This is a genomic window from Spiroplasma endosymbiont of Acasis viretata (assembly GCF_964031275.1).
Classification (GTDB): domain Bacteria; phylum Bacillota_I; class Bacilli_A; order Mycoplasmatales; family VBWQ01; genus Spiroplasma_E; species Spiroplasma_E ixodetis_A.
Genome location: NZ_OZ035019.1, coordinates 1,224,756 through 1,239,276, shown reverse-complemented (window position 1 = coordinate 1,239,276; position 14,521 = coordinate 1,224,756). Strand labels below are relative to the sequence as shown.

At 25.2% G+C, this 14,521-nt stretch carries 11 protein-coding genes; 9 read left to right on the top strand and 2 right to left on the bottom strand.

The features are described 5' to 3' along the window. The first annotated feature begins 12 nt into the window (after positions 1-12). The 4 genes from AAHM96_RS06845 to AAHM96_RS06830 all read left to right on the top strand — a co-directional run bounded on the left by AAHM96_RS06845 (position 13) and on the right by AAHM96_RS06830 (position 6,013). Positions 13-1,593, top strand: a complete 1,581-nt coding sequence (locus tag AAHM96_RS06845) for an ABC transporter ATP-binding protein (protein ID WP_342273046.1) — start codon at positions 13-15, stop codon at positions 1,591-1,593. Continuing rightward, positions 1,586-3,886: an ABC transporter permease subunit gene (locus tag AAHM96_RS06840; RefSeq protein WP_342273045.1), complete on the top strand. Its 2,301-nt coding sequence runs from the start codon at positions 1,586-1,588 to the stop codon at positions 3,884-3,886. The genes AAHM96_RS06845 and AAHM96_RS06840 overlap by 8 nt, the downstream gene beginning before the upstream one ends. Continuing rightward, positions 3,886-4,806, top strand: a complete 921-nt coding sequence (locus AAHM96_RS06835; protein ID WP_342273044.1) for an ABC transporter permease — start codon at positions 3,886-3,888, stop codon at positions 4,804-4,806. The genes AAHM96_RS06840 and AAHM96_RS06835 overlap by 1 nt, the downstream gene beginning before the upstream one ends. A gap of 277 nt (positions 4,807-5,083) precedes the next feature. After that, positions 5,084-6,013, top strand: a complete 930-nt coding sequence (locus AAHM96_RS06830) for a hypothetical protein (protein WP_342273043.1) — start codon at positions 5,084-5,086, stop codon at positions 6,011-6,013. Between the two features lie 26 nt (positions 6,014-6,039). On the opposite strand, the gene AAHM96_RS06825 is transcribed toward AAHM96_RS06830, so the two are convergent. Then, a complete protein-coding gene (locus AAHM96_RS06825; protein ID WP_342273742.1) occupies positions 6,040-7,278 on the bottom strand; it encodes an IS256 family transposase in 1,239 nt (412 codons plus the stop codon). A gap of 195 nt (positions 7,279-7,473) precedes the next feature. On the opposite strand from AAHM96_RS06825, the gene AAHM96_RS06820 reads away from it, so the two are divergent. The 4 genes from AAHM96_RS06820 to AAHM96_RS06805 all read left to right on the top strand — a co-directional run bounded on the left by AAHM96_RS06820 (position 7,474) and on the right by AAHM96_RS06805 (position 12,037). Then, on the top strand, positions 7,474-8,451 hold the full coding sequence (locus tag AAHM96_RS06820; RefSeq protein ID WP_342272932.1) for an IS3 family transposase: 978 nt from the start codon (positions 7,474-7,476) through the stop codon (positions 8,449-8,451). A 125-nt stretch (positions 8,452-8,576) separates the two neighbouring features. Then, the gene (uvrA, locus tag AAHM96_RS06815; protein ID WP_342273042.1) at positions 8,577-11,447 is read left to right on the top strand and encodes an excinuclease ABC subunit UvrA; all 2,871 of its coding nucleotides are present in this window, start codon (positions 8,577-8,579) and stop codon (positions 11,445-11,447) included. Positions 11,448-11,502: 55 nt separating this feature from the next. Continuing rightward, on the top strand, positions 11,503-11,742 hold the full coding sequence (locus tag AAHM96_RS06810; protein ID WP_342273041.1) for a hypothetical protein: 240 nt from the start codon (positions 11,503-11,505) through the stop codon (positions 11,740-11,742). Continuing rightward, positions 11,702-12,037, top strand: a complete 336-nt coding sequence (locus AAHM96_RS06805; RefSeq protein WP_342273040.1) for a hypothetical protein — start codon at positions 11,702-11,704, stop codon at positions 12,035-12,037. The genes AAHM96_RS06810 and AAHM96_RS06805 overlap by 41 nt, the downstream gene beginning before the upstream one ends. Before the next feature lie 330 nt (positions 12,038-12,367). Here the strand turns inward: AAHM96_RS06805 and AAHM96_RS06800 are convergent, their stop codons facing one another. Further along, positions 12,368-13,606, bottom strand: coding sequence for an IS256 family transposase (locus tag AAHM96_RS06800; protein ID WP_342273741.1), 1,239 nt, complete (start codon positions 13,604-13,606; stop codon positions 12,368-12,370). Between the two features lie 241 nt (positions 13,607-13,847). Here AAHM96_RS06800 and AAHM96_RS06795 point away from each other — a divergent pair, with 241 nt between their 5' ends. Then, positions 13,848-14,372 (top strand): hypothetical protein, encoded by a 525-nt coding sequence (locus AAHM96_RS06795; protein WP_342273039.1) that lies wholly within the window; start codon positions 13,848-13,850, stop codon positions 14,370-14,372. The last annotated feature ends 149 nt before the right edge of the window (positions 14,373-14,521 follow it).

The window sequence follows — 14,521 nt, the reverse complement described above, 5'->3', positions numbered from 1 at the left end:
AGGGGTGATAAAATGCAAGTAAATATTGAAAAACAGAACTTACAATATGCTGTTGAAATGGAAGGTATTACTAAAGTTTTTTTAGATACTATTATTGCTAACAATAATATTTCTATTAAAATTAAAAAAGGAGAAATTCATGCTTTGGTTGGTGAGAATGGTGCAGGTAAATCGACACTAATGTCAATCTTATTTGGACTATATCAACCAACAAAAGGTATTATTAAAATTAATGGTAAAGAAGTAGTAATATCAGGACCAATTAGAGCAGGTGAATTAGGTATTGGAATGGTACATCAACATTTTAAATTAGTTGATAACTTCACTATTTTACAAAATATTATTTTAGGTAGTGAACCAGTTCATAAATGACAGTGAATTAATTATAAAAAAGCTAAGTCTAAAATTTTAGAAATTTCAAAAAAATATAAATTAGACATTAAACTTAATTTAAAAATTGAGAATGCTAGTGTTGGTATGCAACAACGTGTTGAAATTTTAAAAGTTCTTTATCGTGGTGCTAGTATTATTGTGCTTGATGAACCAACCGCGGTTTTAACACCACAAGAAATTACTAGTTTATTAACAATTATTGAAGAACTTAGACGTGATGGTAAAACTATTATTTTTATTAGTCATAAATTAGAAGAGGTTAAACAAGTTGCTGATAATGTTACAGTAATTCGTTTAGGTAAAGTTATTGAAACTTTTGAATCTAAGAGTAAAACTAAAGAAGAAATTGCTACTTTGATGGTTGGTAGAGATTTAGTTGATATTAGAAATCAAGGTAATGTTGTATTAGGGCCAGTATTATTAAAAATTGATAATTTATTTGTTCATAAAATTGGTAATAAGAAATCAATAATGGGTCTTTCTGATTTTAGTTTAGAAGTTAAGTCACGAGAAATTGTGGCTATTGCTGGTATTGAAGGTAATGGTCAAACCGAATTAATTTCAGCAATTACTGGTTTAATTAAGCCAGAAAAAGGTGATATTTTTTTTGGTAATAAGAATATGAAACACAGTTCAATTCAAAGTTTATATAAAAATGGTTTAAGTCATATTCCTGAAGATCGTCATAAATATGGACTTGTTTTAGATTATAATGTTATTGATAATATGGTTTTACAAAATATTAGCGAATATCCTTTTTCTAAGCATGGTTTGATTCGCAGTAAAGCTATTCAATCTTATGCACAAAATATTATTAATAATTATGATGTTCGTGGTAGTAAAAGTGGTTTTGCTTTAGTTAGAGGTTTGTCGGGTGGTAATCAACAAAAAGCGGTTGTTGGTAGAGAATTAACAAGAAAACATAAAATTTTAGTTGTTGCTCAGCCAACACGTGGCTTGGATATTGGTGCTATTGAATATATTCATAGTCGTATTCTTGATGAAAAAAATGAAGATAATGCAGTATTATTAATTTCTTATGAATTATCAGAAGTTATGTCATTAGCAGATCGAATTGTTGTTTTACATGCTGGTAAAATTACTGGTAATGTTAGTGCTAAAAATGTTACTCGTGAACAGTTAGGATTAATGATGGCAGGACAAAAAATGTTAATGGAAGGAAATGAAGATAATGTTTAAACAAAAAACATGATTTTTAAAACGACGAAGTCGTTTATATCTTGGTTCAAAAGAAATGAATAGTAATCTTACTAAATTTAAGGGTTCAATTTTTGCCATTATTTTTGGATTAATTATTGCTTGTTTTGTTATAATTGGTTCAGGTCAAAATGCTTTTACTTATTTTCAGTTGTTATTAACATATGCTTTTACAAGTTGGCCAGCTAATAATTGAGATAATACTTTAGTTTGATGAGCAATTTATATTGTAGCAGGATTAGCACTAGTTATTTCTTTCCGCTTAGGAATGTTTAATATTGGAGTTGCTGGTCAAATGTTAGCAGCAGGAGCTGTTGTTATCGCAATTGGTGTTCGTTATGACTTATCACAACCATTAGCTATAATTAGCGCTTTTTTTGCTGGAGTATTAGCAGCAATATTGGTGGCGTTGGTAACAGTGTTATTAAAAGTTTTTTTTAATGTTCATGAGGTTGTTACTTCTATTTTATTAAATTGAACAATTTGATATTTAGTAAAATGACTATTTAAAATCAATAAAGATTTATATGATGCTGATCACGGAACATCAGCAACTATTCATGATAGTATGAGTATGAGTATTAATGGTTATAATTGTATACTACCATTATTAATTTCTATTATTTTAATAATAACAGTTTGATTCTTATTGAAAAAAACAACTTTAGGTTATAAAATTCGAACAGTAGGTTTAAATCCATTTGCTGCGGTTTATAGTGGTATTAATCATAAACATTATTGCATAACATCATTTGTTATTTCAGGAGCATTAGCAGGAGTAATGGCTGTTATTTATTACATTGCCAAAAATCCTTCAATTAGTTTTTTAACTGATGATTTGCCGACTATTGGTTTTGATAGTATAGCTGTTGCTTTAGTTGGTCAAATTAATCCAATAGGTGTTGTGGGTTCTGCTTTTCTTTGAGGTTTAATTAAGAGCGGTGGTTCAATTGGTTCAGTATTAACATTACCAACAGCAACTGGTGATATTATTTTTGGTGTTATTATTTATTCAGCTGCCTGTGCAGTTTTATTATCTCGTTTACAGCCAATTAAATTTTTAATTCGTTATTTAAATATAGCCTTTGATGGAGAAAAACGAAAAGTTACAAATAGTTTTATTGCCAAGATGTACTATCATTTTATTGAAAATTTTAAAATAAAGAGACAATATAATAAGTTAAAATCAGATTTAATTAAAGAAAAAAATAATAAAATTAATCACTTAAAGGTAGAATATAATAAATCATTATCAGATTATGAGTCAGTAGTTAAAAATTTAAAACAAAATCTTTCACAAGAAATTAATAAATTGAAACAAGAATTAAGTGATCAATTAAAGTCATTAAAAAATGAATTAGTTAAAACTAATGATAAAAAATTAAAAGAACAATTAATTTTAAAAAAATGTCAACTTCAAATTACTTATAAAATTGAAATTAAGGAATTAATTAAAAAATATAAAATTGATAAAAAACAATTAAAGGTAGAATATAATAAATCATTATGAGATGATAAGTCAGTAGTTAAAAATTTAAAACAAAATCTTTCGCAAGAAATTAATAAAGTTAATAGTGATATCAACTTACAGTTACAAGCAGTTATTAATAATAAAAATGATAAAGTTGGTGTTAATTGAGCACAATTTTTCCAAGAAAATAAAGCTTTAAATCATTATATATATAAACAATATAATGCAATTTGAAAAAAAGGTAAAATTGGTAATTGAAATAATTTTCAACAAGAAATAAAAACGATTTATGGTGAAAGTTTAAATATGTATATTAATGAAAAAATGAAATATGAAAATAATGTTTATAACTATAAGCAAGATTTAATTCGAGAAATAACATTATTAAAAAAACAAAAAGCAATATTAGATAAGTCAAGAGTAAAAGACTTAAAATTAAATCTTTATCGAGAAATTAATAAATTGAAACAAGAATTAAGTGATGAATTAAAGTCATTAAAAAATCAAAAAGTTAAAACTGATGATAAAAAAATAAAAAAACAATTAATTTTAGCAAAACATCAACTTCAAACTAATTATAAAAATAATGTTAAAGAGTTAATTAAAAATTATAAAATTAACAAACAGCAATTAAAAAGTCAAATTATCCCAATTAATAGTAATATTAATATATTAACCAAACAATTTACTAAAAAAGCGGAAATTGAAAATACAACTTTTATTAATAAATTTACTGATATATTTAAAAATGAACAACAAGCAATTATGAAAATAAAAACCGAAAGAACAGGAGGAAAAAGTTAATGGAAGCACTCAAAATAATTCTTGAACATTCTAGTTTAATTTTTGTTGTTTTAGTACTTGGTGCATTATCTGGATTAATTTCAGAACGTGCTGGTGTTGTTAATATTGGTATTGAAGGAATGATGACAATTGGTGCTCTTGCTTTTTCTTCATTTGGAAAAAATATAGGTGTTAATTGAGGTAATTGATCACAAATTATTGCTTTATTAGTAGGTGGATTAGCGGGGATGGGATTTGCTTGTTTCCATGCTTTTGCATCAGTTACTTTAAAATCTGATCAAATTATTTCTGGCGTTGCAATTAATATTTTAGCAGCAGCAATTGCAGTTTTTGTTGTTCAGTTACCAGGGAATAATGGTTTTATTTCATTAACAAATATTTATCAATTACCAAAAATTGGTAATAATGAATTTTTTAATTTATATTTATTTTTAGCAATTATAGTTTTAGTCAGTATTGCTATTATTTTGAAGTATACTAAATGAGGATTACATCATGTTGCGACTGGTGAAAATCCCAATGCAGTTGATGCTGCGGGAATTAATGTTATTAAACAACGATATGTTGCTGTATTATTATCTGGTTTTTTAGCAGGAATTGCTGGTGGTATTTTTCCAATGTATGCTAGTCAAACTTTTCGTGGAACAGTTAGTGGAAATGGTTTTATTGCTTTAGCTATTTTAATTTTTGGACAATGAAGGGTACCATTGATTACAATTGGTGCTGCCTTATTTGCTATTATTGAAACAACAGGTGCCAGAATTACGTTTTTACCAAATATTCCTGAATGAATATCAAGTAATTCTGATATATGGAATATATTGCCTTTTGTAACATCTTTATTAGTTTTAGTGTTTACATCAAAATGAAGTAAAACACCAAAAGCATTGGGTATTGCTTTCAATAAATCTAAACGATAAAATTAGTTATTAATAATTTTAATGATGAATTAATTTTGAAATTAAATTTTACTTTTTTAGTAATATTTTCCAAGACTTAATTAAAAATATAATAAAAAATAAAAAATTTTATGGTTATTTTATACTATAAAATTTTTTATTTTATTAAGAATTTGAAAAAAAATTCACAATAATACAGTTTTATTTATCAAAAAAAATAAATATGATTTTTGATAGATAGAAAAATGTGGTAAAAGTTTAAATTAAATTTAATTAATTATATTTAAAAGGGAAAAACATGAATAATGGAAGTATAGTTATTAATACAGTTTATTCATTTCAAATTAATGAAATAGTTAATAAACAATCTAATAAAGAAAAACAACAAAAATATGATCAAAAACCTGAAATAAAAGCAAAAATAAAAGAATATAATCAAAAACCTGAAGTAAAAGTAAGAAAGAAAAAATATGCTCAAAGGCCAGAAGTAAAGGCGAGAAGAAGAGAATATATGCAAAGACCTGAAGTGAAGGAAAGAAGGAGAAAATATGATCGAGAGTGATATCATAAAAATAAAGAAAAAAAACGAGAGTATACTCAAAGGCCTGAGATAAAGGCAAAAATGAAAGAATATAATAAAAAATGATATCAACGCCATAAAGAAAAAAAACAAAAACAAAAAGAATTGCAATCTGGTCGTGTTTCTACTTTAAAACAAAATTTTGATTTAAACAGTTTTAATTGTGATGATATGTGTAGTGAACAAATAAAAAATATTGCATGAGATGTTTTAGAATTACAACTTTATTCAGAAACACAAGAAACAGAATTAGATAAGTTGTTAGAGAAAATAGAGTTTGAATATATGGTTAATGAAGAACAAAGTTCGGTAATGAGTAGTGAAAATTTGTCATCTAATTTAATTTTTGATGATATGTATGATGAACAGGTTATAAAAAATGTATTAAATAATTTAGAATTAGATCAATTAAATTTATTAGATAAATCTATTGAACAGTTATTAGTTGGTAAAAAAATAGCGGAGCAAAATATTGAATGAAATAATAGTATTGTAGTTACAAGTAATTTAGATAATGATATTTATGATTATAATTTATCAACTGGCCGTTTAAAAAATGCGTATAAAGTATATTTTTATGAGAGAAAAATATCTTTAATTGTTGATATAATTATATCATATTATATTAGAACCGAGGCTTTTATGTAATCTGTGTATCTTTGTTTTACAAAGTACTAGTTTAGATTAATTCTGTCTTCAAATTTTATCATAAAATGAGCAATTGCTGTATTTCAATTTTGAATGGGCATTGTTCATTTTTTTGTTATATTTTCAATTGCTAAATAAAATATTTTAAAAACTGCCATATCATTAGGAAAAACTTTTTTATTTCTGATAACTTTTCGTAATTGACTATTTACAGATTCAATAGCATTTGTAGTATAAATCACTCTTTTGATTTCTACTGGATAACTAATAAAAACCATTAAATTATCTCAATTTTTATATCAAGATTTAGCAATTTGAGGATATTGTTTATTTCATTTACTTTCAAACGATTCTAAAGCCTGCATTGCTTGTTCTTCACTACATGCAGTATAAATTGGTTTTAAATCTGCAACTAGAGATTTTCTATGCTTATATGAGACATATTTCAAACTATTTCTAATTTGATGAACTATGCATAATTGATGTTCTGTTTTAAGATAAACTGATTGTATTGCTTCTGACATGCCTGTTAAATTATCACTGCAGGCAATAAGAATATCATTTAAGCCACGATTTTTCATTTCTGTTAAATTTGCTAATCAAAATTTAGCACCTTCATTTTCACTAATTCATAAACCTAAAACATCTTTTTTACCTTCTAAATCAACTCCTAAAGCTATATAAACTGATTTATTAATAATCCTTTTATCTTGTCGTACTTTCACTACTATGCAATCAAAATAAACAATGGGATAAATGCCTTCTAATGGTCTATTTTGTCATGCTTTGACATCATCAATCACATCGTCAGTAATTTGGCTAATAACACTTTCACTAATATCAGCACCATGATATAACTCTTGTAATTGTATTCTAATATCTGATAATGTCATACCTTTTGCATATAAAGAAAGAACTTGTTGATCAAAACCATCAAATCTTCTTTGTCTTTTTGCAACTATTACAGGATTAAAATTACTATTGCGATCTCGTGGTACATCAATCTCAATTTTACCTTGTTGAGTTATTAATTTTTTTGAACTTATACCATTACGAGCATTGTCACTATTACTATGTTGATTCTTATCATATCCTAAATAATTTTGCATCTCAGAATTCAACATTTTTTCTACTAATCTTTTTGTTAATTCTTTATACAATCCTCCCTCTTTAAAAACTGTTGTTAAATCTTCAGTATTTTCTAATAATAAATCTACTGCTTTTGATATTGGATCATTATTATTAATATTTTGCTTTTTAGCCATCTGTAACTCACTCTTTCTAGTCATTTAATTATATTTACTAGAATTAATTAAACATAGTTATTTTTGTAAGTTGCCACTTGCCACTTGCCACTTAGCCCTTTTTACTAGACCATTAATTTAAAAAACCTGAATGTATTCTAAAAACAATTGTGTTATATAATTAACACTAATTTTAACCTGAAAGGATTTTTATTAATGGATAAAATTAAACAAATAGCATTAGTAATTAACAAATTAAATATCAAAGAAAAAATTAAAATTATTGATGATTGTAAAAATCAATATTCAATTAGAAACCTATGTCAATATCTTCAATTAAACAGATCAACATATTACTTTTTAAAAAATAAACAAAAACCTATTAAAAAAGAAGAAAATCATATTATTAAATGCAATCATAAATATCAAAAAATATGCCAACTTTTAATCGAATTTCATTCTACAAGAAAAGGCAGAATTTATGGATATTTAAGAATTTTTTCAGCTTTTAAAGAGTGATTAAAACAAGAAAAAAATATCATTTTAAATATAGAATTATCAATAAAACAAATGCGAAAAATTATGAAAGAACACAATATTCAAGGATTAAAACAAACTAAAAATAACTATCCTAAAAACAAAAAAAATCCAAATAAGTGAATACCTACAATGGATAAAGTAAACAAAGATTATAAAAGTACAACCTCTTCAAATCAAATTTGATCAATGGACACTAAACAAATAAATACTAAAGAAGGATGATTATATCTTTTTGTAATTATTGATTTTTATTCAAATAATATTGTTAGTTATAATATTGCTCCTAATAAATCATATCAGGATTTAATTCTTCCTGCTCTTGAAAAAATCAACAAACAATTTTCTTGAAATCAAGTAAAAAATGTTATTTTACATTCAGATAACGCCAACGAATTTTATTGTCAAGATATCACAAAATGAGCAGAGGATAAACAAATAATTTTAAGCAAAAAACAACCTTATGATATTGGTGGTAATGTATTATCTGAAAACTGATTTTCTCATTTATCTCAAGAATGACTACCTAAAGGATCAAATCAATATTTATCCATCAATGAAGCTATAAATGATGTAAATCAATATGTTATGTTTTATAATTATGAAAGAATACATTCTAAATTTCTAAAACCACCAATTTTACAAATTAAAATTTAGAATTTTATATCAAAAATGGTCCAGTAATTAAGGGCCAACCACCATATTAATTAGCAATAATGCTATTAAAGTTAACTATATATAGTATATAATTAATTAGAAAGAGCATATAAGTGGAGGAATAAATGATACATAATCAAAAATATATTACTGTTAAAGGTGCACGTGAACATAATTTAAAAAATGTTAATATTAAAATTCCAAAGTATAAGTTAGTAGTTATTACTGGTGTCTCAGGAAGTGGTAAATCATCATTAGCTTTTAATACAATTTATGCAGAAGGAAGACGAAGATATGTTGAATCACTTTCAGCCTATGCTCGTCAATTTTTAGGAAACAGCGAAAAACCTGATGTTGATGCTATTGATGGTTTAGCACCAGCAATTTCTATTGATCAAAAAACTACAAGTAATAATCCTCGCAGTACTGTTGGTACTGTTACTGAAATTTATGATTATTTGCGTTTACTTTATGCACGAATTGGAACTCCTTATTGTAATAAGGGTCATGGTCCAATTAGCACGCAAACTTTAAAAGAAATGGTTAATAAAATTAAAACGTTAGAAGATAATACTAATATTGAAATTTTAGCACCAGTTATTAATGCTAAAAAAGGTAGTCATCAAGATTTATTAGCAAAATTAAAACAAGAAAATTTTTTGCGAGTTAAAATTAATAATAAAATATATAGTTTAGATGAACCAATTGAATTGAATAAATCATTACGTCATGATATTGATATTGTTATTGATCGTATTAAATTTACCAATGATGATAATACTATTTCACGAATTCATGATGCTTTAGAAGTTGCTTTAAATCATAGTAATGGTTTAGCAAAGGTTATTTTATCGCAAACAAATGAAACGTGATTATTTTCTCAAAAATATGCTTGTAAAATTTGTGGATTTTCAATTCCCAGTTTAGAACCGCGTTTGTTTTCTTTTAATGCACCAAGTGGAGCGTGTTTTGATTGTAAAGGCTTGGGAGTAAAATTAGAAGTTGACGAAGAATTATTAATGCCAGATTTAAAACTATCAATTAATGATGGTGGCATTGAGTATTATAAAAACTTAGTTGGTACTAGTAATTTAGAATGACAAAAATTAAAAGTTCTTTGTTATCATTATTTAATTGATTTGAATCAGCCATTAAAAAATTTAACAAAAACACAACTTAATTATATTATGCGTGGTAGTGATGAAGCCATTACTTTCAGTATTACTTCGGCAAATGGTCGTAAATATCCTAATCATGATTATATTGAAGGCATTGCCACTTTAATTGAAAGACGTTTTTTAGAAACAACTAGTGATTTTGCCCGTGATTATTATCGTAAATTTATGAGTGAACGCACTTGTTTAACTTGTCAAGGAACAAGATTAAATGAATTTGCATTGGCAGTTAAAATTAAAGATGAAAATAATAAAGAAATGAATATTAGTCATTATACTAATTTAGACATCGAAGAAAGTTTAACATTTATGTTAAATATTAAATTATTAGCTTATCAACAAGAAATTGCTAAATTAATATTAGTAGAAATCATTAATCGTTTAAGTTTTTTAACTAATGTTGGTTTAGGTTATTTAAACTTATCACGAATGGCACAAACTTTATCTGGTGGTGAATCACAACGAATTCGATTAGCAACTCAAATTGGTTCACAATTAACGGGAGTATTGTATGTTCTTGATGAACCTTCAATTGGTTTACATCAACGTGATAATGTTAAGTTAATTGAAACTTTAAAACAAATGCGAGATCTTGATAATACATTATTAGTAGTAGAACACGATGAAGATACAATGTGAGCAGCAGATTGATTAATTGATATTGGTCCAAAAGCCGGAATTTATGGTGGTGAAGTAATTGCTGAAGGTACACCACAGCAAGTTGCTAATAATCCTAATTCAATTACTGGAAAATATTTAAATGGTGAAAAATTTATTGCGTTACCTAAATCAAGAAGAAGTGGTAATGGTAAAGTTATTGAAATTCAAGAAGCACAAGCTAATAATTTACGTAAAATAAATGTTAAATTACCTTTAGGTAAATTTATTTGTGTTACTGGTGTTTCAGGAAGTGGTAAATCAACGCTTGTTAATGATATTTTATATACTAGTATTCAAAAGTATTTGGGTTTAAAGGGACAACGACCACGAAAACATAAAGCAATAAAAGGGATTGAATTTATTGATAAAATTGTTGCTATTTCGCAAGAACCAATTGGCAGAACACCAAGGAGTAATCCGGCTACTTATACTTCAGTTTTTGATGATATTCGTGATTTATTTACACAAACACCAGAAGCAAAAATTAGAGGATATGCTAAAGGTAGATTTTCATTTAATGTACCAGGAGGAAGATGTGAACGTTGTTCTGGCGATGGTGTTATTAAAATTGCGATGCATTTTTTACCAGATGTTTATGTAACTTGCGAAATTTGTGAAGGAAAACGTTATAATAGTGAAACATTACAAGTTAAATATAAAGGTAAAAATATTTATGATGTACTAGAACTGCCTGTTGATTTAGCATTAACTTTTTTTGCTAATCATCCAAAAATCCATAAAAAATTAGCAATGATACAAGAAGTAGGATTAGGATACGTAAAATTAGGGCAACCTGCTACTGAATTATCTGGTGGTGAAGCACAAAGAGTGAAACTAGCTAAAGAATTACAAAAACGTGCTACTGGCAAAACTATGTATATTTTAGATGAACCAACTACTGGTTTACACGTTGATGATATTAAAAGGTTAATTGAAGTTTTAAATAAAATCGTTAATCATGGTGATACTGTTGTTGTAATTGAACATAACTTAGAAGTTATTAAAGTTGCTGATTACATTATTGATCTAGGACCTGAGGGTGGTAAATTTGGTGGTGAAATCATTGCTACAGGAACACCAGAACAAGTAATAACAAATCCTAAGTCTTATACTGGACAATATTTAAAAGCAGTTATTAATCGCGATTTGAATAGAAAATAATTAAAATATTTTCTGTAGTATTCTTGAATTTTAACAAAAGAAGTGGAGAAATAAAATGTCTTTAGAAGTAGTACCAAATTTAAAAGAAATACTTATAAATTCAACTATACAAAATGTTAAAAGTAATATAATAAAGTTAAAAGAAGTTTTTAGTACTTCTTCTAATATACAATACTTAGAATATTGATTTATTTTTTTTGAAAAAGATTTTTTTAAAAAAAATTTAAAAATAATGGAAAAAACAGTATCAATGAATGCAAAAATTTTTAGTGAAAGTAAAAGACGAAGTAATTAATGATGAAAGAAAAGAACTTAAATTTTTTTCTTTTAAGTTTGAAAAAGAAAATTTTTTCCCATGAGATAAAGAACTAGAGTTTGAATTACTTGAATTTACTTTAATATGAGAGGAACAAAAACAGAAGGAAAAGGATAAACTCATTGATAAAATTACAGCATTAAAAATAGAATTAAATTGTAAATTAAGTAGTAAAAAATGACAATTGAAAGAGAAATTATATAAAATTAATAATCAACAAGAAATTATTTTAAATTTTCATAATAATAGTCTTAAAAAATTAGAAGTTTTTTAAAAACAAAAAACAAGTAAGATTTTTAAATTTAAAAGTAAATTAGTTAAGTTTTTAACTTTTGGTTATTATAATTTTGAAATAAGATTAGTTAATAGAATAGAATGTGAAAAAGTTGTTTTAAATAATCAAAAAGAGCAACTTTATAAAATTGGATTAAAAATTTGTAATATCAAAAAAAGTTTGAATAAAGTTGAAATAAAAATTAGAAAAAAAAGACAAAGACTTAATTTATTTAAAGAAAATATTGTCTCTCTTGTTAAGGAAATAAATTCAATTAATCTACAAAATAGAGGCTTTTATGTAATCTGTGTATCTTTGTTTTACAAAGTACTAGTTTAGATTAATTCTATCTTCAAATTTTATCATAAAATGAGCAATTGCTGTATTTCAATTTTGAATGGGCATTGTTCATTTTTTTGTTATATTTTCAATTGCTAAATAAAATATTTTAAAAACTGCCATATCATTAGGAAAAACTTTTTTATTTCTGATAACTTTTCGTAATTGACTATTTACAGATTCAATAGCATTTGTAGTATAAATCACTCTTTTGATTTCTACTGGATAACTAATAAAAACCATTAAATTATCTCAATTTTTATATCAAGATTTAGCAATTTGAGGATATTGTTTATTTCATTTACTTTCAAACGATTCTAAAGCCTGCATTGCTTGTTCTTCACTACATGCAGTATAAATTGGTTTTAAATCTGCAACTAGAGATTTTCGATGCTTATATGAGACATATTTCAAACTATTTCTAATTTGATGAACTATGCATAATTGATGTTCTGTTTTAAGATAAACTGATTGTATTGCTTCTGACATGCCTGTTAAATTATCACTGCAGGCAATAAGAATATCATTTAAGCCACGATTTTTCATTTCTGTGAAATTTGCTAATCAAAATTTAGCACCTTCATTTTCACTAATTCATAATCCTAAAACATCTTTTTTACCTTCTAAATCAACTCCTAAAGCTATATAAACTGATTTATTAATAATCCTTTTATCTTGTCGTACTTTCACTACTATGCAATCAAAATAAACAATCGGATAAATACTTTCTAATGGTCGATTTTGCCATGCTTTTACATCATCAATAACATCATCAGTAATTTGGCTAATAACACTTTCACTAATATCAGCACCATGATATAACTCTTGTAATTGCATTCTAATATCTGATAATGTCATTCCTTTTGCATATAAAGAAAGAACTTGTTGATCAAAACCATCAAATCTTCTTTGTCTTTTTGCAACTATTACAGGATTAAAATTACTATTGCGATCTCGTGGTACATCAATCTCAATTTTACCTTGTTGAGTTATTAATTTTTTTGAACTTATACCATTACGAGCATTGTCACTATTACTATGTTGATTCTTATCATATCCTAAATAATTTTGCATCTCAGAATTCAACATTTTTTCTACTAATCTTTTTGTTAATTCTTTATACAATCCTCCCTCTTTAAAAACTGTTGTTAAATCTTCAGTATTTTCTAATAATAAATCTACTGCTTTTGATATTGGATCATTATTATTAATATTTTGCTTTTTAGCCATCTGTAACTCACTCTTTCTAGTCATTTAATTATATTTACTAGAATTAATTAAACATAGTTATTTTTGTAAGTTACACAGATTACTAAACATTACCACAAAATATTGAAATTTCAACAAACAATAGATTAATAACACAATTATAGTTATTCTTTTTATTTATTTATAATCTAAAATTGGAGAAAATATATCCATTTATATGATAAAATGTTACTTATATATAGACATGAAAGGATTTGTCACTTTGGAAAAAAGAGTATATTTTTTAAAATTTAATAAAAAAATTCTTAAAATGGATTTAATAAGTTTTGGAACTGGTTTAATAGGTATTTTTTTGGGAATTCTAAGTATTTTAGCATTACAACCTTTTTGAGATAATGATAAAGCATCACTTTGAATAACTGTTGTTGCAATTTTTTTTGATATTACTAGTTTTACTTTAGCTTTTCTACCTTTTTTCTTAATGTTCCGTTTAATTAGATTAAAGAAAACTTTGATAAAACAAAATATGAAATTATATCGAAAAGATCAATTTAGTGTTTCGCTTGATTTTATTAGTTTTTGTTTAGGTATTATTGGAACAAGTTGCGAAATTATTAGTGTTATTGTGCTTTTACCTCAATTTAATGATAATAAAGTTTTTTCATATCAAATTACTATTGTTGCTGTTGTTTTAAATATTATTAGTTTTATTACTTGTTTAATGGCAACATTAATTACTATTAATATTATTAAAGATTATAAACAAAGAGGAAATTCTATTATTTAAATATAATAATTTCCACTTTTAGCATAATTATTTGGCCGTTTAAAAAATGCGTATAAAGTATATTTTTATGAGAGAAAAATATCTTTAATTTTTAATATAATTATATCATATTATATTTAATAAATAAAGTATTTTATTGTTTTATTTTA